This is a genomic window from Halomonas icarae (genome assembly GCF_009901955.1).
Classification (GTDB): Bacteria; Pseudomonadota; Gammaproteobacteria; order Pseudomonadales; family Halomonadaceae; genus Halomonas; species Halomonas icarae.
In genome coordinates this window covers 3,326,621-3,353,255 of sequence record NZ_WUTS01000001.1, presented here as the reverse complement: position 1 = coordinate 3,353,255, position 26,635 = coordinate 3,326,621, and the positions used below count along the sequence as shown (strand labels likewise).

The 26,635-nt window shown below is 63.9% G+C and carries 24 protein-coding genes; 14 read left to right on the top strand and 10 right to left on the bottom strand.

Annotated elements, in window-relative coordinates:
• Positions 1–15: 15 nt before the first annotated feature.
• Genes GRB80_RS15475 through GRB80_RS15465 form a run of 3 tightly spaced genes read right to left on the bottom strand, consistent with a single transcriptional unit; the run spans position 16 to position 2,966 of the window.
• The gene (locus GRB80_RS15475) at positions 16–222 is read right to left on the bottom strand and encodes a DUF2783 domain-containing protein (protein WP_161424134.1); all 207 of its coding nucleotides are present in this window, start codon (positions 220–222) and stop codon (positions 16–18) included.
• Positions 209–2,083, bottom strand: coding sequence for an FAD-dependent oxidoreductase (locus GRB80_RS15470; protein ID WP_337194371.1), 1,875 nt, complete (start codon positions 2,081–2,083; stop codon positions 209–211). Before GRB80_RS15470 ends, GRB80_RS15475 begins: the two co-directional genes overlap by 14 nt.
• Positions 1,998–2,966: an MBL fold metallo-hydrolase gene (locus GRB80_RS15465; RefSeq protein WP_161424133.1), complete on the bottom strand. Its 969-nt coding sequence runs from the start codon at positions 2,964–2,966 to the stop codon at positions 1,998–2,000. The genes GRB80_RS15470 and GRB80_RS15465 overlap by 86 nt, the downstream gene beginning before the upstream one ends.
• Before the next feature lie 285 nt (positions 2,967–3,251).
• Between GRB80_RS15465 and GRB80_RS15460 the strand changes: the two genes are divergently transcribed.
• The 4 genes from GRB80_RS15460 to GRB80_RS15445 are packed head-to-tail and all read left to right on the top strand — an operon-like array spanning position 3,252 to position 6,682.
• Positions 3,252–4,307, top strand: coding sequence for a TRAP transporter substrate-binding protein (locus GRB80_RS15460; protein ID WP_161424132.1), 1,056 nt, complete (start codon positions 3,252–3,254; stop codon positions 4,305–4,307).
• Between the two features lie 25 nt (positions 4,308–4,332).
• Positions 4,333–4,875, top strand: coding sequence for a TRAP transporter small permease (locus tag GRB80_RS15455; protein ID WP_161424131.1), 543 nt, complete (start codon positions 4,333–4,335; stop codon positions 4,873–4,875).
• Positions 4,868–6,163 carry a TRAP transporter large permease gene (locus GRB80_RS15450; RefSeq protein ID WP_161424130.1) on the top strand — a complete coding sequence of 432 codons (1,296 nt, stop codon included), beginning with the start codon at positions 4,868–4,870 and terminating at the stop codon, positions 6,161–6,163. The genes GRB80_RS15455 and GRB80_RS15450 overlap by 8 nt, the downstream gene beginning before the upstream one ends.
• Positions 6,164–6,181: 18 nt before the next feature.
• Complete coding sequence (locus GRB80_RS15445; RefSeq protein WP_161424129.1) at positions 6,182–6,682, top strand: MarR family winged helix-turn-helix transcriptional regulator; 501 nt, start codon at positions 6,182–6,184, stop codon at positions 6,680–6,682.
• 58 nt (positions 6,683–6,740) lie between these two features.
• Here the strand turns inward: GRB80_RS15445 and GRB80_RS15440 are convergent, their stop codons facing one another.
• The 3 genes from GRB80_RS15440 to serA all read right to left on the bottom strand — a co-directional run bounded on the left by GRB80_RS15440 (position 6,741) and on the right by serA (position 9,882).
• Positions 6,741–7,568, bottom strand: coding sequence for an IclR family transcriptional regulator (locus GRB80_RS15440; protein ID WP_161424128.1), 828 nt, complete (start codon positions 7,566–7,568; stop codon positions 6,741–6,743).
• 103 nt (positions 7,569–7,671) lie between these two features.
• Positions 7,672–8,460 (bottom strand): enoyl-CoA hydratase, encoded by a 789-nt coding sequence (locus GRB80_RS15435; protein ID WP_161424127.1) that lies wholly within the window; start codon positions 8,458–8,460, stop codon positions 7,672–7,674.
• 171 nt (positions 8,461–8,631) lie between these two features.
• Positions 8,632–9,882, bottom strand: coding sequence for a phosphoglycerate dehydrogenase (gene serA / locus GRB80_RS15430; RefSeq protein WP_161424126.1), 1,251 nt, complete (start codon positions 9,880–9,882; stop codon positions 8,632–8,634).
• 243 nt (positions 9,883–10,125) lie between these two features.
• Here serA and GRB80_RS15425 point away from each other — a divergent pair, with 243 nt between their 5' ends.
• From GRB80_RS15425 to GRB80_RS15400, 6 genes are all read left to right on the top strand, one after another.
• A complete protein-coding gene (locus GRB80_RS15425; RefSeq protein WP_161424125.1) occupies positions 10,126–10,416 on the top strand; it encodes an exodeoxyribonuclease VII small subunit in 291 nt (96 codons plus the stop codon).
• Positions 10,400–11,290, top strand: a complete 891-nt coding sequence (gene ispA, locus GRB80_RS15420; RefSeq protein WP_161424124.1) for a (2E,6E)-farnesyl diphosphate synthase — start codon at positions 10,400–10,402, stop codon at positions 11,288–11,290. The genes GRB80_RS15425 and ispA overlap by 17 nt, the downstream gene beginning before the upstream one ends.
• Positions 11,291–11,306: 16 nt before the next feature.
• Positions 11,307–13,283, top strand: coding sequence for a 1-deoxy-D-xylulose-5-phosphate synthase (gene dxs / locus GRB80_RS15415; protein WP_161424123.1), 1,977 nt, complete (start codon positions 11,307–11,309; stop codon positions 13,281–13,283).
• The gene (djlA, locus tag GRB80_RS15410) at positions 13,283–14,053 is read left to right on the top strand and encodes a co-chaperone DjlA (RefSeq protein WP_161424122.1); all 771 of its coding nucleotides are present in this window, start codon (positions 13,283–13,285) and stop codon (positions 14,051–14,053) included. The genes dxs and djlA overlap by 1 nt, the downstream gene beginning before the upstream one ends.
• Before the next feature lie 156 nt (positions 14,054–14,209).
• Positions 14,210–15,763: a Na+/H+ antiporter NhaC family protein gene (locus tag GRB80_RS15405; RefSeq protein ID WP_161424121.1), complete on the top strand. Its 1,554-nt coding sequence runs from the start codon at positions 14,210–14,212 to the stop codon at positions 15,761–15,763.
• A gap of 365 nt (positions 15,764–16,128) precedes the next feature.
• The gene (locus tag GRB80_RS15400) at positions 16,129–16,440 is read left to right on the top strand and encodes a DUF1153 domain-containing protein (protein ID WP_161424120.1); all 312 of its coding nucleotides are present in this window, start codon (positions 16,129–16,131) and stop codon (positions 16,438–16,440) included.
• 637 nt (positions 16,441–17,077) lie between these two features.
• Here GRB80_RS15400 and GRB80_RS15395 read toward each other — a convergent pair.
• The 4 genes from GRB80_RS15395 to GRB80_RS15380 form a co-directional block, all read right to left on the bottom strand.
• The gene (locus tag GRB80_RS15395) at positions 17,078–19,921 is read right to left on the bottom strand and encodes a valine--tRNA ligase (RefSeq protein WP_161424119.1); all 2,844 of its coding nucleotides are present in this window, start codon (positions 19,919–19,921) and stop codon (positions 17,078–17,080) included.
• A gap of 100 nt (positions 19,922–20,021) precedes the next feature.
• Positions 20,022–20,468 (bottom strand): DNA polymerase III subunit chi, encoded by a 447-nt coding sequence (locus GRB80_RS15390; RefSeq protein ID WP_161424118.1) that lies wholly within the window; start codon positions 20,466–20,468, stop codon positions 20,022–20,024.
• A 113-nt stretch (positions 20,469–20,581) separates the two neighbouring features.
• Complete coding sequence (locus GRB80_RS15385) at positions 20,582–21,682, bottom strand: branched-chain amino acid aminotransferase (RefSeq protein WP_132043557.1); 1,101 nt, start codon at positions 21,680–21,682, stop codon at positions 20,582–20,584.
• 305 nt (positions 21,683–21,987) lie between these two features.
• A complete protein-coding gene (locus tag GRB80_RS15380; RefSeq protein ID WP_161424117.1) occupies positions 21,988–23,520 on the bottom strand; it encodes a leucyl aminopeptidase in 1,533 nt (510 codons plus the stop codon).
• Positions 23,521–23,656: 136 nt separating this feature from the next.
• Between GRB80_RS15380 and lptF the strand changes: the two genes are divergently transcribed.
• From lptF to GRB80_RS15360, 4 genes are all read left to right on the top strand, one after another.
• Positions 23,657–24,739 carry an LPS export ABC transporter permease LptF gene (gene lptF, locus GRB80_RS15375; RefSeq protein WP_161424116.1) on the top strand — a complete coding sequence of 361 codons (1,083 nt, stop codon included), beginning with the start codon at positions 23,657–23,659 and terminating at the stop codon, positions 24,737–24,739.
• Positions 24,736–25,800, top strand: coding sequence for an LPS export ABC transporter permease LptG (gene lptG, locus GRB80_RS15370; protein ID WP_161424115.1), 1,065 nt, complete (start codon positions 24,736–24,738; stop codon positions 25,798–25,800). Before lptF ends, lptG begins: the two co-directional genes overlap by 4 nt.
• A 15-nt stretch (positions 25,801–25,815) precedes the next feature.
• Entirely contained in the window at positions 25,816–26,292 is a 477-nt protein-coding gene (locus GRB80_RS15365; RefSeq protein WP_132043565.1) for an RDD family protein, read from the top strand.
• Positions 26,293–26,406: 114 nt separating this feature from the next.
• Positions 26,407–26,613, top strand: a complete 207-nt coding sequence (locus GRB80_RS15360; protein WP_132043567.1) for a (2Fe-2S)-binding protein — start codon at positions 26,407–26,409, stop codon at positions 26,611–26,613.
• Positions 26,614–26,635: the final 22 nt, after the last annotated feature.

The window sequence follows — 26,635 nt, the reverse complement described above, 5'->3', positions numbered from 1 at the left end:
TTTGTGATGGTTTCGTTATCGCGGTTGCTCGGAGTCTGCAGCAGCAATACTCAGGGCTTCTTCCAGCACTTGCTGCTCACCGATATGGTTGGCCAGCAGTAGAATCAGGCGGGCGTTGATACGCTCGCTGTCCGCCTCGCTGCGTTCGCGGTGAGCCTCTGTCAGAGCCGCGTAAAAAGCATCTGGATCGCTGAAGTTGGGAGAAAGTTCAAGCCGTGACATGACGGGGCTCCTGCATCGAAAGCTGCTTACCCAAGGCGCGATCGATGGCCTCGGCGACGGATAGCGCGTCACACTCGACCCACCTTGCGGTGACGTGTTGATCGGGGCGAATCAAGTAGGCCGAGCCCGGCATCAGGCCGTAACGCTGATCGACAAGCCCGTCGGCATCTTCGATCAGCGTCGTGCGTGGCAGACGGCTCAGGGCCCGAGAAACTGGTCCCAGGATCAACAGATCTAAATCTGGCTGTGTTTGCAGCAGCGACTCGAGTTCAGGTGCCAGTGCTTCAGCCTGGCTGGTCGATAGCCGTCCATCCAGCATTAGCACGAAGCGGTTGCCAAGCTGGTTGAGCAGCCAGGCACTCTCGCCGCAGAGACGAACGGGGGCATCCTTGGCCGGGCTTCCGGGACGAAGATCGGCGGGCATTCTGCTGCTATCAGGCCCGTTGAGTGGCGAGTTGTCATAGCGGCAAGGCATCGAAAGACGGCCGCTGTTTACCAGACTTCTGGCGAAGGGATAGTGCTCTGCCAGTTCCAGTGCCGTGTCACGAAATAGCCGACTCACCCGGCTCTTTGGCGTGATAAAGTCGGTGGCGCGAGTAGAGTTGAGAATGTTCTCTGTTGCGCCATGCTGGCGCTCGGTGTTGTAGGTCTCGAGCAGGGCTGCGGGTGCTTCCCCCTTCACGACTCTGGCTAGCTTCCAGGCCAGGTTATCGATGCTTTGAGCGGCGCCATTAGCACCACGAGCACCAAATGGTGAGACTTGATGAGCGGCGTCACCCATGAAAAACACCCGGCGGTAGGCAAAGTCATCCATCTTGCGACAGCGGAAGGTATAAACGCTGGCCCACTCAAGCTCGAACTCCACGTCCTGGCCAAGCATTGCCTGGACTCGGGGGCGGATATTCTCCTCTTTCTTCTCCTCTTCCGGATCCGCATCCCAGCCAAGCTGGAAATCGATGCGCCAGACGTTATCCGGCTGCTTGTGTAGCAGGACCGACTGGTTGGGATGAAAGGGCGGATCAAACCAGAACCAGCGTTCGGTGGGAAAGTCGGCCTTCATGATCACATCGGCGATCAGGAAGCGATCCTGAAAGATCTGACCTTTGCTTTCCAGCCCCAGCATGTCGCGTATCTTGCTGTTGGCACCGTCCGCCACCAGAAGATAATCGCATGTCAATCGGTAATCGCCGTCCTGAGTGGCGATCGTGATCGCCGTATGATCGGCTTGGGCATCGATCTCGGTGACCTTGTGCCGCCAGCGCAGGTCGATATGCTCCTTCAGGTCTTCGGCACGATCGACCAGGTACTCTTCAAAGTAGTACTGCTGCAGATTGATAAAGGCAGGTACGCGATGGCCCTCTTCCGGAAGCAGGTTGAAGTCATAGACCTCACGCTCCTGGAAGAAGACACGACCGTGCTGCCAGGTGACGCCCTTGTCGAGCATGGGCTGAGCGGCACCCAGACGATCCATGATCTCCAGGGTACGCTTGGCGAAGCAGATCGCTCGTGAGCCGACGCTTACGGTGTTGTTATCGTCGAGCAAGACACTGTCGATGCCTTGCAGTGCCAGGTCGATGGCGGCGGTGAGGCCGGAGGGACCTGCACCAACGATAATGACCGGACAGTGGCGCACTTCGTCGCTATTCAATTCGTCCGGGCGTCGATATGGGTAGACGGGGTTGTTGTAGGTCGTTGGCATGCGTTGCTCCCATGGGTCGCCAGCTGCGCTGCAGTGGCGACCATTCACGGTCCTGGGGATGGCTGAGGGGAGAGATTTATTGGCTCTCGACGACTTCCTGCAGCGAATGCCACATCTCGGTATCGCGTTCGGCGGTCCAGATGCGCGGATCCGGATACTCACCGCCGGCCTCGTCATAGCAGCGGGTGATGTCGAAGGGCAGGCAGTGATCGAAGATCACCCAGTGGCCGTACTTGGGTTTCAGCTTGGCGTAGGTCTCGGCGTAGCATTCGGAGAGTGATTTCCCCGCAGCCTTGCCCGCCTTGACGCTTTCATACATGTCGGCGAGGAAGTCACGCGTACCCTGGATGGCTTCCTGGCACTGCTCGGGTGTCTGGAGTGCTTCACCGCGGCCCGGCACGAGCTTCTCCGGCTGCATGGCCTGCAGACGGTCCAGTGTGGCAGGCCAGTACTCATGGTAGGCGTCGCCGGTGTAAGGAGTAGCGCCGTATTCGACCAGATCGCCGGAGAACATGACCTTCTCCTTGGGCAGCCAGACGATGGTATCGCCCTTGGTGTGGCCGCGACCCAGATGAATGATCTGTACCTCACGCTCCCCCATGTACATCGTCAGCTCTTTCTGGAAGACAATGTTCGGCCAGGTAAGGCCAGGCACGGAGTCCACACCCTGGAACAGACGAGGGAAACGTCCCACTTCGGACTCATAGTCCTGCTGGCCACGTTCGACGATCAGGTCGTAGGTGTGCTGGCTGGCGACGATGTTCTCGGGCTCGTAGGCAGAAGCGCCCAGTACACGCACGGCATGATAGTGGGTCAGTACGACATGCTTGATCGGCTTGTCGGTGATCTCGCGGATACGGCGAATCACATCCTGAGCCATGATGGGAGTGGCCTGGGTGTCGATGACCATGACGCTGTCATCACCAATGATCACGCCGGTGTTGGGATCGCCTTCGGCGGTGTAGGCATACAGACCCTCGGCCAGCTTGGTGAAGCTAACCTCTTTTACCTCGGTATCGGCGTGCGATGCGAATTTCTTGCTCATGCTTCCTCCAGTGTCGTCGGGTCGCGTTGGCTTGCTGTGAACCGGCAGCATAGTTTCTTTTGAAACTAGGTGTCCAGCTATCCAATATTTTTGTCGTGACGTCAAGCCTCTCGGGAGGTCATAAATTGACGCAAATCAGTGGTTTTTGATCACCTTTATACCTAAGTCGCATACTGAGTTTCGCCAAATTAGTTGCGGTGGATACTGAATGGCGGCAAGGTTGCCGCACGGGATGCCCATCAAGGGCTTTCCTGCGATCCCTTTTGATGATCAGGAGCTCACAAAATGTATAACTCTGCTCGTTTGGTGCTAGGAGCCGCCAGTGTCGCTTCGCTGGCCCTGGCGATGCCCGCCATGGCCCAGACCACGATCAATGTCAGCAGCTGGGGCGGCCCCAACCACGGGATCAACACCATCGTGTGGCCGACCTGGCAAGCCTGGATTGAGGAGGCGACCGAAGGGCGCGTCACCCTGCAGGTAACCGAAGATCTTGGTCCGCCGGCGGCACAGATGGCGCTGGTGGCCGATGGAGTCGCCGATGCCAGCTGGATTTTTCATGGGCATATGTCTGGGCGCTTCGGATTAACTCAGCTGCCCGAATTTCCCACCTTCGAGGACTTCTCTTCCGAGGTGGCATCGGCGGCATACTGGCGCACCTACGAGGAGTACCTGGCCCAGGCCAACGAGCACCGGGGGCTCGAGGTAATGGCCATGGGCGTACATGGGCCGGGCCAGATTTTTACTACCGAGAAGATCGAGACATTCGATGACTTGTCTGGCAAACGGCTGCGCGTCGGTGGCGGTGTGATGACGGATCTGGCCAACGCCCTCGATGTGACCGGGGTAGCACTGCCGCCTACCGGCGTCTATGAGGCAGCCTCTCAGGGCGTTATCGATGGCGCCATGCTCACTCTGGAAGGGCTGCGTAGCTTCCGCGTCGCCGAGGTAGCCCCTTATACCCTGACGGTTGATGGCGGTTTCTATCGAGGCAGCTTCGCCATTGTCATGAACCCCATGGTCTGGGATCGGGTGTCTGACGAAGACCGCGAGGCCATCGAGGCGGTCTCCGGCGAGCGTCTATCGCGGCTGTTTGGCTACATGATGGATGTCTCCGATCAGCGTGGTGTCGAATTCGCCGAAGAGTTGGGCAATACGTTCACCCAGGCGACGGAAGACGATATCGCCATGCTGCGTGAGGTCTCGGATGAGCTGATCGACGCGTGGGCCAAGAAGGTCAGCACGGGGGATCTGGATGCCAGTGAGGCTCTACAGTATTTCCGTGATCAGCTGGCGGTAGTGGCCGAGGAAGAGAGTATCGCCTCCGACCTTGAACAGTCTTGATGATTTGTTGACAGAGGCCTGATCCATGCAGACCCCGACAACCTACTGGGCGCGAACCGGCCGAGTCTTCCAGCTGTTGCTGGAGGGGGTGGCGGGAGCCACCCTCTTCGGCATGATGTTGTTGACCACGGTAGACGTGACCGGTCGCTACTTCTTCAATGCCCCGATCCTCGGGGCCGTGGAGCTGACCCAGCTGATGCTGGCGGCGCTGGTGTTCCTTTCATTGCCGATCGTTTGCTGGCGCCAGGAGCACGTCAGCGTGGACCTGCTGGACGCTATCTTCCCTGCTCGTCTGGTTTGGGTACGTGAGGTGCTCGTCAACCTACTGATCACTGTGGCCTTGTGGGTGATGGCCCAGCGAGTCTGGGCCTTGGCCGAGCGCGCCTTCTCCTGGGGAGACGTGACCGAGTTCCTGCGCATTCCCTATGGCTATCTGATCGGGTTGATCGCAATCATGTTGGCGTTGTCGGCCCTGCTGACCCTGGCGCGGGCGATCCTCTATCTGCTGGAAGGCATCAAGGTGATCAAGCGAGGCGGCCCGCTGAGCCCCGGAGGGAACCATGACTGAAGCACTCTACGGATTTGCCGCCCTGCTGGTGCTGGTGTTCCTGCGTGTACCGCTGGCCTTCGCCATGGGCATCGTGGGCTTTGCCGGCTTCTACTATCTGACCGGCAACGTGAATGCCGCCGAGGCGATGGCGGCTCGGCGGGTGGTGGATACCGCCATGGACTACGGCCTGTCGGTCATCCCGCTATTTATCCTGATGGGCAACTTCGTCTCCCATGCGGGGTTATCTGATGCGCTGTTCCGGGCCTCCAACGGCTTTCTGGGGCACCGCAAGGGGGGGCAGGCGATGGCCACCATCGTGGCCTGCGGAGGCTTCAGCGCCATCTGCGGATCAAGCCTGGCTACCTGTGCCACCATGGGCCGCGTGGCGATGCCACAGATGCGCAAGTACGGCTACAAGGACTCGCTGGCCTCGGCCTCCATCGCCGCCGGCGGCACCCTGGGCATCCTGATTCCGCCCAGCGTGATGTTGGTGATTTACGGCATCCTTACCGAGACGAGCATCCGTGAGCTGTTCGCCGCCGGTTTTATCCCCGGCATCCTGGGCATCTTCCTCTATCTGGGGGCGGTGAAGTGGGTGTTGTGGCGCGATCCGGAGGCGGGCCCGGCGGCGCAGAAGGTGCCATGGCCGGAGCGCATTGCCGCACTGAAGAGCGTGGGCAGCACGCTGGCGCTGTTCGTCCTGGTGATCGGCGGTATCTACCTGGGTATCTTCACCCCCACCGAGGCCGCCGGCATCGGGGCCATGGGAGCGTTTCTGATCGCCCTGATGCGTCGCTCGCTGTCGCCACGCGTGCTGATGAACGTGCTGATGGACACGGTGCGAACCACGGCCATGCTCTTTGCGGTGGTGCTGACGGCGCTGATCTTCGCCAACTTCATCAACCGGGCCGGGCTGCCCAACGATCTACTGGCGCTGGTCAGCGGCATGAACGTGGCGCCCTTTGTGGTGATCCTGACGATTATCGCCATCTACGTGGTGCTGGGCTGTGTCTTCGAGAGCATGTCGATGCTGCTGTTGACGGTGCCGGTCTTCTTCCCGGTGGTAGCGGGGCTCGGCTACGACCTGGTGTGGTTCGGCATCCTGGTGGTGATCGTGATCGAGATCAGCCTGATCACGCCGCCGGTGGGAATGAACGTCTTCGTGCTGCGGGCGGTGCTGCCGGACGTGGCGACGGGAACGATCTTCCGCGGTGTGACGCCGTTCTGGGTGGCGGGCACGCTTCGCGCCTTGCTGGTGCTGCTGTTGCCGGGCATCGTGCTCTTCCTTCCCGACCTGCTCTATTAGGCACACTTTATGGATATAATGGAAGGTAGGCCACAGGGTGAGTCGGTTGATGAGGCCGCGAGCCAGGCCACTGGTCATGTCAAGCCGGAGATCGACCTCGATCAGTTTCTCCCCTATCGGCTCAATAAGCTGGCGGATCGTATCAGTGGCGAGCTGGAGCGCATGTATTCCCAGCGCTATGGACTGAACGTCGCTCAGTGGCGCGTGCTGTCATGGTTGAGCCACTGTGATGATCTGACCGCCAAGAAGATTTGCTCGTACACGAGCATGGATAAGGCGCGGGTATCGCGAGCGATCCAGGCCCTGGAGGACAAGGGGCTGATCTCGCGAAGACCATCTCCTCGCGACCAGCGCGTTCATGACCTGCTCCTGACTCAAGAGGGGGCTCGGTTACTGGAGGGGCTGATACCCGATGCACACTCCTGGGAAGCCGAACTGGTGTCGACCTTGAGCGTCAGCGAGTATCGCGACCTGCTGCATGCTATGAGTAAGCTCGAGCGTCAGTTAGATCGAATGTAGCCGTATCTGTCTTTGCACATTTTATGGTCAATGCCCGGCATCAATGCCGGGCATTTTGTTACCACGATTGCGGAATACGCCCACCCAATCGAGCGGTAATCTCCGCGGCGGTATCGCGCACCAGGGCACCCAGCTCCAGCAGGCGTGCTTCCGGGATGCGCGCTACCGGGCCGGAGACTGAGAGGGCGGCCAGCGGGGTGCCGTGCTCATCGTGGATGCAGGCGGCCACGCAGTGCAGACCGATGGCATGCTCCTCGCGGTCGCAGGCGAAACCCAGCTGGCGAATCTCCGCCAGGCCCTCGCGCAGGCTCCCGGGGGTGTGCAGGGTGTTCTCGGTGACCCGAGGCAGGCCGCGCTCGATAAGGACCCGCTCGAGCTCCTCCTCGGGGAGCCAGGCCATCAATGCCTTGCCCACCCCCGAAGCGTGCAGCGGGGCACGGGAGCCGAGGCGGGTGATCATGCGCATCATCTGCGGCGACTCGCTCTGGGCGAGGAACACCGCGGTGCCGCCGTCGCGGATGCCGAGGTTGGCCGTTTCGCCGGTCTGGTCGGTGAGCCGGCGCAGGAAGGGACGGCTGGTGCCGACGAAGTCTCGGGCCTCGAGGAAGCTGTTGCCGATGCGAAAGGTCTTGACGTCGACCTTCCACACGCCGAGCTCGCTATCCTGAGTGATGAACCCCTGACTCTGCAGCGCCTGCAGCAGGCGGTGAGTGGTGGAGGGGGCCAGGTCGGCTTGTTCGGCGAGCTCCGAGAGTGCCAGGCCTCCGGGGTGCCCGGCCAGGCGTTCCAGAAGATTAAGGCCGCGCACCAGCGACTGGCTATGGCCGCCGCTGGCCTTGCCCGACCCCGCGGGACGCCCCGCCGTTCTGCGCTTCACTTCACTCACCCTGCTGCTCCTTATGGCTTGGCTTCGCCGGCACAGGATACCCTGTCGACAGGTGTCTGTCGCGCCTTCGGAAATCGCTTCCATTAACTCTTGTCGCAGGGGGTCAGCGGTCCTGCCATACGGGGCGGCGCTTCTCGATAAAGGCATCGATGCCTTCGGCGACGTCCTCCGCCAGCATGTTGCCGGCCATCACATCGCCGGCGAAGCTGTAGGCCTCGTCCAGGGGCATGCGCAGCTGGCGTTGAAACATCGCCTTGCCGGTGCGTACCGCCACCGCGCTCTTGGCGCAGATGCTGGTGGCAAGCTCGGCTACCGCTTCGTCGAGCCGCTCGTCATCGGCGACGCGGTTGATCAGCGCCCAGTCGCGGGCAGTGTCGGCGTCGATGAAGTCGCCGGTAAGCAGCATCTCCATGGCGTGCTTGCGGGCCACGTTACGCGATAGCGCCACTGCGGGGGTGGAGCAGAACAGACCGGCGTTGATGCCGGAGACGGCGAAGCGTGCCGAGCGCGCCGCCACCGCCAGGTCGCAACTCGCCACCAGCTGGCAGCCCGCCGCTGTGGCGATGCCCTGAACCCGGGCGATTACCGGTACCGGCAACTCGACGATGGCCTGCATCACGTTGGCGCAACGGATGAAGAGCGCCTGGAAGTAGTCGCGGTCGTCTCCATGGGAGCGCATCTGCTTGAGATCGTGGCCGGCGCAGAAGGCGCGCCCCTCGGCGGCGAGCACCACGCAGCGTACGGCGCCGTCGTCGGCCAGCTGCTCGAGCTCGGTGCCCAGCGCTTCGAGCATCTCCTCGGAGAGAGCATTGAAGCTACCCGGGCGGTTGAGGGTCAGGGTGGTCACGCCGTCGGCATCGTGGCGCAGCACCGGTGGGGTCGTTTCGCTCATGGGAGTCTCCTGTTGTTGTTTGGGTACTGTGAGAGCCGTGTCACAGCCTAACGCACCTGGCCGTGTCTGCGCATATTGACCGGGGAAGGGCCTGTTCTGCCTCCAAACGCAAGCCGCCGCGTCGGGAAGACGCGGCGGCGAGGCGTGGAGTACTCGGCTGGTGTGGTGGGGTCAGATGTCCTGGCCACCCTCGGAGTAGAGCACGCGCACCTTGAGGGTGTGTGCCACCTGGCGCAGGGCGTCCAGCGCCTGGGGGCCGTAGGCCTTGTCCACATCGATGACCACGTAGCCGACCTTGTCGTTGGTCTGCAGGTACTGGCCGGCGATGTTGATGCTGTTCTCGGAGAGCACGCGGTTGATCTCCGACATGACGCCCGGCACGTTGTCGTGGATATGCAGCAGGCGATGCTTGCCCGGATGAGACGGCAGTGCCACTTCGGGGAAGTTGACCGAGGTGACGGTGGTGCCGTTATCGGAATAGGTCGCCAGCTTCTCGGAGACCTCGATGCCGATGTTCTCCTGCGCTTCCAGGGTCGAGCCACCGATATGCGGGGTCAGGATGACGTTGGGCAGACCGCGCAGCGGGCTCTCGAACTCTTCGTCATTGCCCTTGGGCTCTACCGGGAAGACATCCACGGCGGCACCGTTGAGGCGCCCCTCGCGAATCGCCTCGGCCAGGGGCTCGATCACCACCACGCTGCCGCGGGAGGCATTGATCAAAATGCCCCCCGGCTTCATGCAGGCGATCTGTTCGGCGCCGATCATCCAGCGAGTGGAGGGTAAGTCGGGAACATGCAGGCTGACTACATCCGCCTTCACCAGCAGCTCTTCTAGGCTGCCGACCTGGCGGGCGTTGCCCATGCCCAGCTTGGCCACCACATCGTAGTAGATGACGTCGAAGCCCAGCGATTCGGCGAGTACCGATAGCTGGGAGCCGATGCTGCCATAGCCGACGATGCCCAGGGTCTTGCCGCGGGCCTCGTGGGAGTTCTTGGCGCTCTTGAGCCAGCCGCCTTCGTGGGCGCGGGCGCTCTTTTCAGGGATGCCGCGCAGCAGCATGATCGCCTCGGCCAGCACCAGCTCGGCCACCGAGCGGGTATTGGAATAGGGTGCATTGAATACCGGGATGCCGCGCACCAGGGCGGCATCGAGGTCGACCTGATTGGTGCCGATGCAGAAACAGCCTACGGCCACCAGCTTCTCGGCGGCGTCGAACACTCGCTCGTTGAGCTGAGTGCGCGAACGGATACCGATGAAGTGGACATCACGGATCTTGTCGATCAGCGCGGCTTCATCCAGTGAGGTGGGTAGGTGCTCGATATTCGAGTACCCGGCGTTGCGAAGATTGTCCACCGCGGTCTGGTGGATGCCCTCGAGAAGCAGGATCTTGATCTTGCTCTTGTCCAGGGACGTCTTTGCCATGGTCGAATCAACCCCTTCCGGCGCGAGCCGCATGCTGTGTCAGAAACTGGTGAGGCGGTTATCGTATCACAGCCACCGGATGAGCCAGGATGAAAATGCTGCGCTGCTCATATGAGTCAGGCGCAAGTTCATGGGGATCTTCGGGCCGTCAAGCGGTGGGGAGACGACCCCCCGGGGAGAGCGTGTATACTGTCGCCCTTTAAACGAACTCTTTCTAACTATCGGGGGCGGTAAAGGAGCACCATGGCTGAGCGCAACGAGCGGTCCCGGGAACCACAGGCCGATGACGCCTCCTCCGCGGACTTCGCCGCCACCGTCGAGCGGCTCGAGGGGCTGGTGGCGCGTCTGGAGTCCGGCGAGCTGTCGCTGGAAGACTCGCTTGCCGCCTTCGAGGAGGGGGTGCGATTGACGCGGGATGCCCAGCGTCGCCTCGACGAGGCGGAACTCAAGGTGCGTGCCCTGACCGAGGGCGCCCAGGGGGGTATCGAGCTCGAGCCCTTCACACCGCCGTCGGAGGATGACAGTGAACGCTGAAACCCTGACGACCGCGTTGGCCGCGGATCGTGCGCGCGTGGATGCGTGCCTGGAGGCACTGTTCGCCGAGCGTGACGCTCCCGCCCCGCGACTCGAGGGCGCCATGCGCCATGGCGTGCTGGTGGGGGGCAAGCGGCTGCGTCCGGTGCTGGTGTATGCCGCTGGCCGCGCCCTGGGAGCCGATGATGATGCCCTCGATGCCCCGGCCATGGCCATCGAGCTGATCCATGCCTACTCGCTGGTTCACGATGACCTGCCGGCCATGGACGACGACGATCTGCGCCGTGGCCAGCCGACCGTGCACCGCGCCTATGACGAGGCCGCGGCGATCCTCGCCGGTGATGCGCTGCAATCGCTCGCCTTCGAGGTGATTGCCCGCTCCCGGCATCCTCGGCTGGCGGCGATGATCGCCAGCCTCGCCGAGGCATCGGGGCGTGATGGCATGGTGGCCGGCCAGGCCCTGGACCTCGAGGCCGTTGGCGGCCACCCTGATGTCGCGGCCCTGGCGACCATGCACGCTCACAAGACCGGGGCGTTGATCCGTGCCGCGGTGCGTCTGGGCGGGCTGGTGGCGGTGGCCGAGGACGATGCGCGCCTGAACGCCCTGGACGCCTACGCCCGGGCCATCGGCCTGGCCTTCCAGATCCACGACGACGTACTCGATGTGATCGGGGATACGGCTACCCTGGGCAAGGCCTCGGGTGCCGATGCCGTCCGCGACAAGCCCACCTACCCGAGCCTGCTGGGGCTCGATGGGGCTCGCGCCCGGGCGGCGGGGCTGGTCGAGGAGGCCGCCGCCGCTCTGGCGCCGCTGGGTGAGTCCGCCCTCCCACTGCTGGCGCTGGCCCGATACATGATCGAGCGTGACCACTGACACGACAGATGCCCACATGAAGCTGTTCGATGATATTCCCGTCGAGCGTCCGGCCACGCCGCTGCTCGACACTCTGGACACTCCGGCGGCGCTGCGCGCCATGTCCACCGCGCAGCTGGCGCAGGTGGCCGATGAGCTGCGCGCCTACCTGCTCTATAGCGTGGGGGTCTCCGGGGGGCACTTCGGAGCCGGCCTCGGCGTCGTGGAGCTCACCGTGGCCCTGCACCAGGCGCTGGAGACGCCCCATGACCGCCTGGTGTGGGATGTGGGTCATCAGGCCTACCCCCACAAGATCCTTACCGGGCGCCGCGAGGCGATGCCCAATATCCGCCACTATGGCGGGCTCGCCGCCTTCCCGCGGCGCGCCGAGTCGGAGTTCGACACCTTCGGTGTCGGCCACTCCAGCACCTCGATCTCGGCGGCGCTCGGCATGGCTCTGGCCGCCCGCACCCGCGGCGAGCGGCGGCGGGTATGCGCGGTCATCGGCGACGGCGCCCTGACTGCGGGGATGGCCTTCGAGGCCCTGGCCCATGCCGGCCACGTCGATGCCAACCTGCTGGTGGTGCTCAACGACAACGAGATGTCGATCTCCGAGAACGTCGGCGGCATGGCCAGCTACCTGGCACGCATCCTGACCAGCAAGCCCTATACCACCATGCGCGAGGGCGGCAAGAGGGTGCTGTCGCATCTGCCTGGAGCGCTGGAGCTGGCACGCCGCACCGAAGAGCACATGAAGGGAATGGTCAGCCCGGCCACCCTGTTCGAGGAGATGGGCTTCAACTATATCGGGCCCATCGATGGTCACGACCTGCCTCTGCTGGTGCAGACTCTGCGCAATATGCGTGATCTGGAGGGACCGCAGTTTCTGCATGTCAGGACCTGCAAGGGGAAGGGGTTTCTGCCTGCCGAGGCCGACCCCATCGGCTATCACGCGATCACCAAGCTGGAGAAGGGCGAGAACAACGCGACCCCACCACCGCTCAAGCCGGTCGCCCAGGGCAGCGACGGCGTGGCTTCCACGCCGCCCCCCAAACCGCGCAAGTATTGCAGCGTCTTCGGCGACTGGCTGTGCGATATGGCCGCCGCCGATCAGCGCTTGATCGGTATCACCCCGGCGATGCGCGAGGGATCGGATATGGTGCGTTTCTCGCAGACCTACCCAGATCGCTACTTCGATGTGGCCATCGCCGAACAGCATGCCGTGACCCTGGCGGCGGGCATGGCCTGTGAGGCCATGAAGCCGGTGGTGGCGATCTACTCGACCTTCCTGCAGCGTGGCTATGACCAGTTGATCCATGATGTGGCGGTGCAGGAACTGGATGTCACCTTCGCCATCGATCGCGCCGGTCTGGTGGGCGAGGATGGCCCTACCCACCACGGCAGCCTCGATCTCTCCTATCTGCGCTGCGTGCCCGGCATGGTGGTGCTGGCGCCTGCCGACGAGGCGGAGTGTCGGGCGATGCTCAGCGCGGCCTATCATCATCCCGGGCCCGCGGCGGTTCGCTACCCGCGGGGTACCGGCCCCGGCACCGCGATTCCCGCCCACCTTGAGCCGGCCCCCATCGGGCAGGCGCAGCTGCGCCGCGAGAGCGACGCCGAGAGAGGGCGGCGGGTGGCCCTGCTGGCCTTCGGCAGCCTCAATACGCCGGCGTCCGAAGTGGCCGAGCGACTCGATGCCAGTCATCTCAATATGCGCTCGGTGAAGCCCCTGGATCGCGAGGCGGTACTGGCGGCGGCAGCCGACCATGACCTGCTGGTGACCCTGGAGGAGAATGTGGTGGCCGGTGGCGCCGGTAGCGCCGTCAACGAGCTGCTGGCCGCCGAGGGAATCTCCAGGGAGGTGCTCAATCTCGGCCTGCCCGACGCCTTCGTCGAGCACGGCAAACCCGGGGAGCTGCTGGCCGATTGCGCCCTGGATGCCGATGGCATCGAGGCCACCATTCGGCGTCGCCTGGTGGCCGTCGACGCCACCGCAAGAGAGGAGATGCGCTGATGTGGTTCGTTGTTCTGATTGGCGCAGGCCTCGGCTACCTGATCGGAGGGCTCGTCGGGGCGCTTATCGGTGGCGGGCTTGGTTACTGGCTCGTCGCCCGTCTGCGCCGCAGCATGCTGGGCAAGCTGGCCGCCTCCCAGGCGCAGTTTCTCTCCTCGACCTTTGCGGTCATGGGTTGCCTGTGCAAGGCCGATGGCCAGGTCACCGAAGATGAGCTGGATGCCTCGCGGCAGCTGTGGGAGCGCCTGCGGCTGAATGAGACCCAGCGAGCCAGGGCCCGGGCCGACTTCAATCGCGGCAAGGCGGCCGACTTCGACCTGGATGCCGAGCTGGCGAAGGTGCGCAGCCTGCTGGGAAGCCAGCCCGCGCTGCGTCAGGTATTCCTGCAGGTACAGTTGGCGGCGATCGCCGCCGACGGACGCCTGCATCCCGCCGAGCGCGAGATGCTGATGCGGGTAGTGCGCGGACTCGGCTGCTCCGAGGCGGAGATCGCTCAGGTCGAGGCGATGCTGCATGGCGCCGGTCAGCAGGCCGGGGGTGGTGCGGCCAGCGGCCCAACCCTGGCCGATGCCTACCGGGTGCTGGGGGTCGAGGAGGATGCCAGTGACGCCGAGGTCAAGAAGGCCTATCGGCGCCTGATGAGTCAGAATCACCCCGACAAGCTCGCCGCCAAGGGGTTGCCAGAGAGCATGCGCGAGGTGGCCAAGGAGCGTACCAGCGAGATCAGCAACGCCTACGACCGCATTCGCAAGGCGCGCGACGCCGCCTGAACCTTCGAAGACTCCCCGGTTCCCCCTTCAGGCGTGAGTTGGCCGCGACTTGATCGATAACCGGCCGCGCCAACTACGCCACCAACTACGCCACCAACTACGCCACCAACCACGGCCATCAAGAACGCCACCAAGATTCCAAGGAGAGCATCCGTCATGTCTTTCGGTGCCTTTTCCCTGCTGCCGCCGTTATTGGCGATAGCACTCGCGCTGATGACGCGCAACGTGATTCCGGCCCTCTTCTGCGGGGTCTGGCTGGGCGCCACCATGCTGGCAGGGGGCAATCCTGCGGTTGGGCTCTATGACACCTTCGATGCCTTCATCATCCCCAGCGTGGGTGATGAATGGAGCGTGACGGTGTTGATCTACTGTGGCCTCTTCGGCGTCCTGATCGGAGTGCTGGAACGTTCGGGAGGAGCCCAGGCGATTGCCCACTGGATCTCGGCGCGGGTGGCATCGCGGCGCGGCGCCCAGGGGGCGACCATGGGGCTCGGGGTCCTGATCTTCTTCGAGGACTACTTCAACGCCCTGACCGTGGGCAGCGTAATGCGCCCGATCACCGACAGGATGAAGGTCTCCCGGGAAAAGCTGGCCTATATCGTCGACTCCACCTCGGCGCCGATGTGTCTGCTTGGCCCGGTATCCACCTGGGTGGTGTTCGTGATGGGGCTGATCGGCACGCAGCTGGTCGATATGGGGGCCAGTGGCTCCGAGTACCTGATCTACCTGTCGACCATCCCGCTGAACTTCTATGCCTGGCTGGCGCTCGGGCTGATCGCCTATCTGGTCATTACCCAGTGGGACTTCGGACCCATGGCCGCGGCCGAGCATCGTGCCCGCACGACCGGCGAGATCATGGCAGCCGGCGCCATGCCACCCTCCGAGCGCCACACCCTCAGCGATAGCGTCGTGAACGAGGAGCAGGCACGCAAGCGCAATATGCTCGTGCCGATCGGCGTGCTGTTGGTGATGATTCCGCCGCTGTTTCTATGGACCGGTAACTTCCCCGAGAATGACCTGGTCACCGCGGTAGGCAATGCCAAGGGTGGGCTGTCGATCCTGCTGGCGACGCTGTTGGCCGTGGTGGTGGGTCTGACCATGGGCATGCTGCAGAAGCTGTTCGATTTCCGGGAAGCCATGAATATCGTGGTCGATGGCATCAAGAGCATGACCCTGGTCTATATCATTCTGACGCTGGCCTGGTCGATCGGCAGCGTGACCTCCGAGCTTGGCACCGCCGCCTATCTAGTAACCCTGGCCGAAGCGAGCCTGGCGCCCAGCCTGGTGCCGGTGCTGCTGTTCGTGATCGCGGCGCTGGTGGCCTTTACCACCGGCACCTCCTACGGCACCTTTGCCATCATGATTCCCATCGCCATGCCGGTGGCGGCGGCCATGGACCTGTCGCTGGCGTTGACCATCGCGGCGGTGTTGAGTGGCGGCATCTTCGGGGATCACTGCTCGCCCATCTCGGATACCACCATCCTCACCTCTGCCGGGGCGTCCTGTGACCACATCGATCACGTACGAACTCAGCTGCCCTATGCGCTTACCGCAGGCAGTGCGGGTATCGTTGCCTTCTTCGTCGCCGGGCTAACGGGGAGCGCCCTGCTGGGAGGAGCCAGCGGCGTGGTCGTGCTGTTGACCATTGCCATCGCACTCAGGCTGCTTTGGGGAGCGCCCCGCAAGCGGGTGGCGACCAAGGTGAACTGAGGCGAGCCCCGGAGGCTCGGTTAACCTTGACTCCTTCGTGAAGACGTTGATCGAGCCACGTGAAGGCCGTTCCTGCCGGACCCGGTCCTCAAAGCGCTGCATCGGTAGCGTGAGAGTCCGCTAGCATATGCTAGAAAAAGCCTATATATGACTTTTTCGGAACGGGTTGAAGCAATCAGAGCAGCCGAGGTCGTCAGCCACTATGGTGGGACCCTCAGTCGTAGTGTCGCTGGGCACGAGCTCAGCGCAGTTAGTTCGGCTGCCCATTCAGCAACTTCGGTCACCACTTGTCTGCAGTCGCCTCGAGGCTGAAGTGACCCCCTCCATAGCTGCACAGGGTATAGTGCAGCCATCAGGAGGATAGGATGAGCGACGACAACCCCATCAAGCGATGGACCGCGAAGCGAAAAGCCGCCGTGGTCATGGACATCTTCAAGGGCAAGACCACGACCGCTGAGGTGGCTCGCCAGTACGACCTCACCGTTTCCGAGGTGGAGGGCTGGATCGATGAGGCCCAGCGCAGCATGGAAAACGGCTTCAAGGCCCGTCCCAAGGATATCCGTGAGCAGTACGAGTCCGAGCTCCGAGAAACCAAGGAGGCGCTGGGCGAGGCCCATCTGCAGATCTACGCACTAAAAAAGTGGCGCCGCCTGCTCGACGAGGACGAGAACTCGTAAGGTCGCTGCAGGCGGAAATGGCCGAGGAAGGCCAAGTGGTATCGCTCGTTAAGCTCTGCCGGTGGCTTGGGTTCCCCCGGCGAAGCCTGTATTACCGGCCCAAGCCGCGGCAACGTGTCATCAATGACGATCTGGCGGCACGGGTGAAGCTGACCCTGGAGCGGTTTCCCACCTATGGCTATCGCCGGCTGGCGTGCGTTTTGGGTGAGAATCGCAAGCCAATACAACGCATCCTGCAGTTGAAAGGCTGGCAGGTGCGCAAGCGGCCGCAGGGCTTCCGACCGCGTGCCAGGAGTCTGCCGTCCGTCGCCTTGAGGCCTGATGAGCGATGGGCGACCGATCTAACCCACGTGTGGTGTGGCGTAAACGGTCCACAAACCCCATCTTCTGCATCTAAATAGTGTCCGTCAGACTGGTGTCACCCGACCCCAAGGAGGACCGGAGCGCCGGCCGCCGGGATCTGGCACCTGGAGCGTTGGCCGGACATCGTCAGACCCTTATTGAAAAAAGCCTCGAGCTCATCATGAGCTCGAGGCTTTTTGCGTTTGGGGCACCGAAGGAAAGAGATGCTTCGGCGGGCAGGCGGGCATGAAAAAGCCCGGCCATATGGCCGGGCTCGGATGTCGCCGGGATGTGCCTAGAGGGCGGCAATCTTGTCGCGCTGCTCTGCCAGCAGACGACGAGAGATCTGAAGGTCGGTCAGCTTGCCACGCTCCTTCTCCACTACCGCAGCAGGAGCCTTGGCCACGAAGCCCTCGTTGGAGAGTTTCTTCTCGATGCCGCCGATCAGCTTGTCCTGCTTGTCGATCTCCTTGTCGAGCCGGGCGAGTTCCGTCTCCTTGTCGATCAGGTCGGCCATGGGCACCAGGACTTCCATCTCGCCGACCAGCTGGGTGGCCGCGAGAGGCGCCTGCTGAGGGTCATCCAGCCAGCTGAGGCTCTCCAGCTTGGCGAGCTTGGCCAGGAACAGGCGGTTGGCCTCCAGGCGGTCGCGATCGGCGGTGCCGCCCTTGGTCAGCAGCACGTCGAGAGGCTTGCCCGGTGCGATATTCATCTCGGCACGGATGTTACGCACCGCCACGATGACACCCTTGAGCCATTCGATATCGCGGATGGCGCCTTCATCGAGCAGGGCCTCATCGGCGGTCGGCCATGGCTGAGCCATGATGGAGTCGTCGCCCTGAAAGGTGCCGGCCAAAGGTGCCACGCGCTGCCAGATCTCCTCGGAGATATACGGCATCATCGGGTGGGCCAGGCGCAGAAGGGTTTCCAACACGCGGACCAGGGTCCGGCGGGTGCCGCGCTTGGCATCGAGGCAGGCGTTGTCGTCCCAGAGTACCGGCTTGGAGAGCTCCAGGTACCAGTCGCAGTACTCGTTCCAGACAAAGTCATAGAACGCCTGGGAGGCATGGTCGAAGCGGAACTCCTCCATGGCCCTGGTGACCTGGGTCACGGTCTGCTGCAGGCGTGAGAGGATCCAGCGGTCGGCCAGGGAGAGTGTCACCGGTTCACCGCCAAGACCGGTATCCTCGCCTTCGGCATTCATCAGCACATAGCGTGAGGCGTTCCACAGTTTGTTGCAGAAGTTGCGGTAGCCATCCAGGCGACCCATGTCGAACTTGATATCGCGTCCGGTGGTAGCCTGAGAGAGGAAGGTGAAGCGCAGCGCATCGGTGCCATGAGGCTCGACGCCTTCCGGGAACTCGCTTCGCGTGGCCTTGGCGATCGCCTTGGCTTTCTGCGGCTGCATCATGTTGCCGGTGCGCTTCTCTACCAGCGTATCCAACTCGATGCCGTCGATCAGATCGATGGGGTCGAGCACGTTGCCCTTGGATTTCGACATCTTCTGGCCCTGGCCGTCACGCACCAATCCGTGCACGTAGACCTGCTTGAAGGGCACCTCGCCGGTGAACTTCAGGGTCAGCATGATCATCCGCGCGACCCAGAAGAAGATGATGTCGAAGCCGGTGACCAGCACGCTGGAGGGGTGGAAGGTCTTGAGCTCTTCGGTCTGCTCCGGCCAGCCCAGGGTGCCGAAGGTCCACAGCCCCGAGCTGAACCAGGTGTCCAGCACATCCTCGTCCTGAGTCAGCTCGAGGTCTGCAGGCAGACCATGCCGCTCCCGGGCCTCGGCCTCGCTGCGGGCGACATAGACGTTGCCGTCGGCGTCGTACCAGGCAGGGATGCGATGGCCCCACCAGAGCTGGCGAGAAATGCACCAGTCCTGGAGGTCGCGCATCCAGGCGAAGTACATGTTCTCGTAGTTCTTCGGCACGAACTGGATGTCGCCCTTCTCCACGGCCTCGATGGCGGGCTTGGCCAGACTCTCCACGGCCACGAACCACTGGTCGGTCAGCAGCGGCTCGATGATATCGCCGGAGCGATCTCCGAAGGGCAGGGTGTTGTTGACCGTCTCGATCTGCTCGAGCAGGCCGGCGGCCTCCATATCGGCGACGATCCGCTGGCGTGCCTCGAAGCGGTCCAGACCTGCATAGGCCTCGGGCAGGCTCGGGTCGATATCTGTCAGTGGACGGCCTTGAATGTCGAAGGCCTCAGCCTGCCCCAGGACGGCGGCGTCCTGGGTGAAGACGTTGATCAGCGGAAGGTTCTGGCGGCGGCCTACCTCGTAATCGTTGAAGTCGTGGGCCGGAGTGATCTTCACGCAACCCGACCCCTTCTCCATGTCGGCGTGTTCATCGGCGACGATGGGGATGCGGCGACCCACCAGCGGCAGCGTGATGAACTTGCCCACCAGGGAGGCATAGCGGGGGTCCTCGGGGTTGACTGCAACCCCGGTGTCGCCGAGCAGGGTCTCCGGACGGGTGGTGGCAACGACCAGGTAATCCTTGCCGTCGTCGGTGGTGACGCCATCGGCCAGGGGGTAGCGGAAGTGCCAGAAGCTACCCTGCTGGTCGCGGTTTTCCACCTCGAGATCGGAGATCGCGGTATGCAGGGTCGGGTCCCAGTTGACCAGCCGCTTGCCGCGGTAGATCAGGTCCTCCTCGTAGAGACGGACGAAGACCTCCTGGACCGCCTTGTAGAAACCGCTGTCCATGGTAAAGCGCTCACGGCTCCAGTCGACGCTGGCTCCCATGCGGCGCAGCTGGCGGGTGATATGGCCGCCAGACTCATGCTTCCATTCCCACACCTTGTCGATGAAGGCCTCGCGGCCAAGGTCGTGGCGACTCTTGCCTTCTTCCGCCGCCACCTTGCGCTCGACCAGCATCTGGGTGGCGATGCCGGCGTGGTCGGTGCCCACCTGCCACAGAGTGTTGCGACCCTGCATCCGTCGCCAGCGGGTCAGGGTGTCCATGATGGTGTCCTGGAAGGCGTGGCCCATGTGCAGGCTGCCGGTGACGTTGGGCGGCGGAATCATGATGGAGAAGGGCGACCCCTCGCCCGAGGGGGCGAAACGGCCGTCGGTCTCCCAGCGCTGATACCAGCGGGATTCGATCTGCTCGGGTTGGTAGGTCTTGTCCATGGGCGTTTCGGGTCCAGAATAAGCACCGCCGACCTGATGGCCGGACGGCAGGAATGGCGACGAAAATGGGGCCAATTATAGCCCGGCGGGGTGGTCGGCGTCAGCCTGACTGACCGCGCAGCTGATGCGCCTTGACCGGGTAACCGCGCTGCTTGTAGGTCTGCCAGCACTTTCGCTTGGCGGTCAGCACCGTCTGATGCTGATTGATGATCTCGGCGACACGCTCGAAGCGTGAGAACCACTCGGGGATGCCGGGTGAGAGGTTGAGTAGCGCCTGGGCGAGGCGCTCGGGGGGGGGCGGCTCGGACCAGCCGATGGTGACCGCTACCTGCTCGGCGAGGGCGTCATCGGCCAGGGCATGAGGCACATAGGCGTCGGCCCGGAAGGTCCAGAGCGCCTCATCGAGCTCTCGGGCCATGGTTTCATCCTCGGCGTGCAGGTGTAGCCGGTAGCCCTTGCGCTGAATGGTCTCGGCCAGCCGGCAGGCGAAGTCGAGACGCGCCTCCAGGGTGGTGTCGGGGAGGACGTAGAAATCGATCTGGGTCATAGGAGAGCCTGCAGGGCATGAATGCCCCCGGCCAGGGGCCGGGGGCAGCTTGCCGTGTAGGAGCCGAATTCATCCGGCGATGGTACCGCCCCATCGCGCGATAAATCGCGCTCCTACACGAGGCGGGTCAGCCAGCCGTGAGTGTCCTCGGCGCGGCCATACTGCAGGTCGAGCAGCTTGGCGCGCAGGCGCTTGGCGATGGGGTTACCGTTGTCGCCCGCCAGGCGGATGCGTTCCTGTTCGCTGACCAGCTCTCCTACCGGGGTGATCACCGCTGCGGTCCCGCAGGCGAAGACCTCGGTGATCTCGCCGTTGGCCGCGCCTTCGCGCCACTCATCGATACTGATCGGGCGCTCCTCGGGCGTCAGCCCCTCGCCGCGTGCCAGGGTCAGCACCGAGTCGCGGGTCACGCCCTCGAGAATGGTGTCGGTCAGGCGTGGCGTCGCGATACGCCCATCCTTGTAGACGAAGAACAGGTTCATCCCCCCTAACTCCTCGATCCACTTGTTCTCGACGGCATCGAGGAAGGCGACCTGGCCGCAGCCGTTGGCGCTGGCCTCCTTCTGGGCCGCCAGGGAGGCAGCGTAGTTGCCGCCGCACTTGGCGAACCCGGTTCCCCCCGGAGCGGCACGCTTGTAGTGCTCGGTGAGCCAGATCGAGACCGGCTCGATGCCACCCTTGAAGTAGGCTGCCGCCGGCGAGGCGATCACGTAATAGTCGACCTCATGGGATGGGCGTACGCCGAGGAAGCTCTCGCTGGCGATCATGAAGGGGCGCAGGTAGAGGCTGCACTCGTCCGCCTCGTTCTTCGGCGTGGGCACCCAGGGGTGATCCTGGGCCAGCAGGGCCTTGAGCGAACCGATGAAGTCCTCGTCGGAAAGCTCCGGCAGGGCCAGGCGGCGGGCGCTTCGGCGGAAGCGCTCGGCATTCTTCTCGGGGCGGAAGGTCCAGATGGAGCCATCGGCATGCCGGTAGGCCTTGATGCCCTCGAAGATCTCCTGAGCGTAGTGCAGCACGGCAGCGGCAGGATCCAGGGTCAGGGGCCCATAGGGAAGCACCCTGCGGCCGTGCCAACCATCGTTCAGGGTCCAGCGCACATGGGCCATATGGTCGGTGAAGTACTGGCCGAAACCGGGGTTGGCGAGGATGTCCTCGCGGATGGCATCGGCCGTGGGGGAGGCGTGGGGAAGCAGGTCAAAGGTGTCAGTCGGCACGGCAAGAGGTCTCCACTACATCCGGGGCCGTGGGCTCCGGGTCGGTAAGGAAGGTTCGGGCCAGCAGTGGCCCGGGTCGTGAGGTCATCGTCTACCCCATGAAAAAGGGGGCGCGAACAAAACGCAAGTCCTGTGAGGGTTCACCGCGGCCTGAACGAGGGGCATCGAGGCCAGGACGACGAGAGGGAGCTATGCCAGGAGCATTGAGCACCCAGTGGAGGGGCTCAGCGCCCCTCTACGGTCCGGCCCTGCCGATGGTCAGCTCGAGCGCTGCCAGTGGGCGTCTAGCGCCGGGGCCACTCTGCTCAATCCGTTCTGGTGTCTACGCTGTTATCCACCTCGGCATCGGCCTCGCGGTCCAGCAGGTACTGGGTCAGCAGGGCCACGGGGCGACCGCTGGCTCCCTTCTGCTTGCCGGATGACCAGGCGGTGCCGGCGATGTCCAGGTGGGCCCAGGGAAAGCGGTCGGCGAAGCGCGACAGGAAACAGGCGGCGGTGATGGTGCCCGCCGGGCGGCCGCCGATATTGGCCAGGTCGGCGAAGTTGGAGTCGAGCTGCTCCTGGTACTCGTCCCACAGCGGCAGGTGCCAGGCGCGATCCCAGGCGGCCTCGCCGGCATCCAGCAGGTCCAGGGCCAGGTCGTCGTCGTTGGACAGCAGGCCGGTGGCGTGGTGGCCAAGGGCGATGATGCAGGCGCCGGTCAGGGTTGCGATATCGACGACGCTGGCGGGTTCGAAGCGCTCCGCATAGGTGAGGGCGTCGCACAGTACCAGGCGGCCTTCGGCGTCGGTGTTGAGTACCTCCACCGAGAGGCCCTTGAGGGTCTTGATGATATCACCAGGCTTGGTGGCCCGGCCGTCGGGCATGTTCTCCGCAGCGGCCACGATCGCCACCAGGTTGACCCTGGGACGGATGCCGAGGATCGCCTTCAGTGTGCCGAACACGCTGGCCGCGCCGCACATGTCGAACTTCATCTCGTCCATGGCCTCGCCGGGCTTCAACGAGATGCCGCCGGTGTCGAAGGTGATGCCCTTGCCGACCAGGACATGGGGTGCCTCGTCGGGGTCCTCCGCTCCCTGGTAGCGCATGACGATCAGGCGTGAGGGCTGTTCGCTGCCACGGCCCACGGAGAGCAGGCTATGGGCGCCCAGCGTCTCGAGGGCCGCTTCATCGAGGGTCTCTACCTGCAGGGCGCCATCGGAGGCCTGGCTCAACGCCTCGGCCTGCTCGGCCAGGTAGTTCGGAGTGCAGACATTGCCGGGCAGATTGCCCAGGGTGCGGGCGTAGTTGATGCCCTGGCCCAGGGCATCGCCGATGCGGGCGCCTTCGGTGGCGGCCTTGGCATCGCTCTGTTCGTTGACCAGTAGCTCGACCCGCGCAAGGCGTGATGCGGGGGTCTTTTCGGACTTGAACTCCTCGAAGCGATAGAGCGCGCGATGGACGGCCTCGGCAACCATGCGTGCCTTCCAGTCGACGCCGCGTTCCGTCAACGGGACCTCGGTGAAGGCCATGGTCACTTCGTCCAGCGACAGGCTCGCCAGGAAGGTGAAGGTGGCATCCAGAGCCTTGCGGAAGGCCGCTTCCCGACACGTCTCGCGCTTCCCCAGGCCCACCAGCAGCAGGCGGTCGGTGGAGAGACCCGGCGCGAAGGGAACCAGCTGCACGTTGCCCAGTCTGGCGTCGAAATCACCGCGCTCGAGCAGCTGAGTGATCAAGCGTTCGCTGGCGTCGTTGAGGCGGGCAGCGGTGGGCAGCAGAGTCTCGTCCTTGAATACCGGAATGACGATACAGGCGCTTTCGACCTTGGCGGGGCTACCCGTCCTGACAGGGAATTCCATGGCGTCTCCACAAGACAAGCGTTGGGGGTTACAGGCAATTGGGGTTACAAGCGTAGGGGGATTCTGGATAATGCCGACACCTTGCCGTGTCACCCAGTGTACCCAAGGCATGGCCCCATTGCATGGCAGACGCCGCATGATCATCTTTCGTTATCTGACCCGCGAGATCCTGCTGACCATGGCCGCCGTTGCCGGCGTGCTGCTGCTGGTCATCATGGGTAGCCGTTTCATTCGCTACTTCAGCAACGCCGCCGAGGGCGAGATTCCCGCCAGTATTCTTGGCACTCTGATGCTGCTGCACCTACCGGGGTTTCTGGAGCTCATTCTGCCCCTGGCATTCTTTCTGGGAATTCTGCTCGCCTATGGCCAGCTCTATCTGAACAGCGAGATCACCGTGCTGGTGGCCTGCGGTACCAGTCCCAATCGATTGCTGCAGGTGAGCCTGATACCGGCCACCCTGGTGGCTGTGCTGGTGGGGCTGTGCAGCCTGTGGCTGACGCCAGCGGGTGCGCTGGAGACCGAGACGCTGCTCGAGGATCAGCGCAGCCGCGTGGATTTCTCCACCCTCGGGCCCGGGCGCTTCCAGGAGTTCGGCAGCGGGCGTACCGCCTATATCGAAGGGGTCAGCGAAGATGGCAGCGAGATGCGCGGCGTCTTTATCAGCGAGCGCCAGCGGCGCAGCGATGGCACGCCCGGGAGCGTGGTGACTCGTGCCGAGGGGGGGCATCAGGTGCTGGATGATGAGACCGGCAGCCGCTTCCTGGTGCTGAGCGAGGGTGAGCGCTACAGCGTCGAGCCTGGCCGGCATCAGGCCGAGCGGCTCGAGTTCGACACCTATGCGGTGCGCCTGTCACGAGCCGAGACGCTGCGCGAGCTTGACTCCCCGGAGCTTGCCACCACCCGGGAGCTGCTTGGTGATGCCTCCCCCGAAGCCCGCGCCCAGCTGCAGTGGCGGGTGAGCATGCCGCTGATGGTGTTTATCCTGACCCTGCTGGCGATGCCACTCTCGCGGGTCAATCCGCGCCAGGGGCGTTTCGCCAAGCTGCTGCCGGCGATCTTCCTGCATGTGGCCTACTTGAGCCTGCTGCTGGCGGCGCTGGATGCCATTGGTCGTGGCAACCTGCCGGCCGTGGTAGGCATGTGGCCAATCCACGGTGCCTTCCTGGCGCTGGGGGTGTTGATGATGATACGCGCCCAGCGCAAGGGGATGAGTGGATGATTGCCGATCGCTTCGACCGCTACCTGGCACGCAACGTGCTGGGAGCCATCATCGTCGTCCAGGTGGTGCTGCTGGGGCTCGACCTGGTGATCACTTATATCAACGACCTGGGCGATGTGGAGGGGAACTATGGCGCCTTGCAGGTGCTGCTCTACCTGTTGATGCGCCTGCCCTGGCGGCTCTACCAGTATGCGCCGGTGGCGGTGCTGATCGGGGCGCTGATCGGCCTGGGGGGCATGGCCTCGAGCAATGAACTCACCGTGATGCGCGCCGCCGGCCGCTCCCTGGCGCGGATCCTCTGGGGCGCGATGAAGCCGATTATCCTGGTGGTGATCGTGGTGCTGTTTATCGCCGAATATGTCTCCCCGCGAACCGAGCAGTTTGCCAGCGCCTGGCGGGTCGAGAAAATCCAGGGGGCCGGTGCCCTGGTGACCGAGCGCGGTGGCTGGCAGCGGGAGGGCGACAGCTTCTACCGCTTCGGCGCCATTCGTGCCGATGATACCGTGCTCGACCTCACCCGTTACCGCTTCGAGGGACAGCGCCTGGTCGAGGCGATGAGCGCCGCGCGGGCGGTCTGGCAGGAGGAGCGCTGGGTACTGGAAGACGTGGCGGTAACACGATTTACCGAGCAGGCGACCGAGGCCCGGCGCCTCGAGACCCGGGAGTGGGATACCCGGCTGACCCCGGAACAGCTATCGCGGCTGTTGCGCGACGTCCAGAGCCAGTCGCCGAGTGAGCTATGGGCCTATGCCAGCTACCTGCGCGACCAGGGACAGCAGGCCACCCAGCCGCTGCTCTACTTCTGGCAGAAGATGCTCCTGCCGCTGACCATGGGGTCGCTGGTGCTGGTGGCCGCCTCCTTCGTGTTTGGCCCGCTGCGCAGCGTGGCCGCCGGCACGCGGGTGTTCTATGGCGTGGTCACCGGTCTGGCGTTCAAGTATCTGCAGGACCTGCTGGCGCCGGCCTCCACGGTGTTCGGTTTCTCGCCGGCCTGGGCGGTACTGGTACCAACCCTGCTCTGTGTCGTGGTAGGGATTCTCCTGCTGCGCCGCAACGGTTAAGACAAGGAGTGCGACATGTCACGCCGTTTGCCTAATCTCGATGACGTCTGGCCCGCCGGCCTCGGCCGCCGGCTGGGTGCCATGCTCTACGACGCCTTCCTGGTGGCCGCCATCTGGCTGCTGGTGGCCGGACTGCACCTGCTGGTGGTGCGCCACCTGATCGGCCTGCCCGCCGAACAGGTCGGGGTGGGGGCCGCACAGGTCGCTTCCCTGCGCTTTGGTATGCTGGCGTCGGCCTTCGCCTTCTTCGCCTTCTTCTGGTGTCGTGGTGGCATGACCCTGGGGATGCAGGCCTGGCGGCTGCGGGTGCAGACCCTGGATGGCTGCACCATCACCCTGCGCCAGGCCATGGTGCGCTATCTGGTGGCCTGGCTCTCCGTGGCCACCCTGGGGCTGGGCTACCTGTGGGTGCTGTTCGATGCCGAGCGGCGCAGCTGGCCCGATATCGTCTCGGGAACCCGGGTGGTGGTACTCCCCAAGACATCCCGCTAGCCCAGATCCCGATCGTCGGAGCATTGACCGGTGTCAGTCATTGGCCCCGTTGCGGTTGCAATACCTTATGCGAATCATTTACATTTGTCTCGCTATCCAACGCGAGGAATTCGCATGTACGTTTGCATCTGCAAGGGAGTTTCCGATCGCCGCATCCGCCAGGTGGTGGAAGAGGGGGCACGTAGCTGGCGCGAGGTCCAGGCCGAGACCGGCTGTGGCACCCAGTGTGGCAAGTGCGCCTGCGTCGGCAAGAGCCTGACCCGCGAGGCGGTGAAGGAGGAGCTGATGCAGGCCTCGACGGATCTTGCCTACGCGGTGTAGCACGCCACCGGCAACCTCCCTA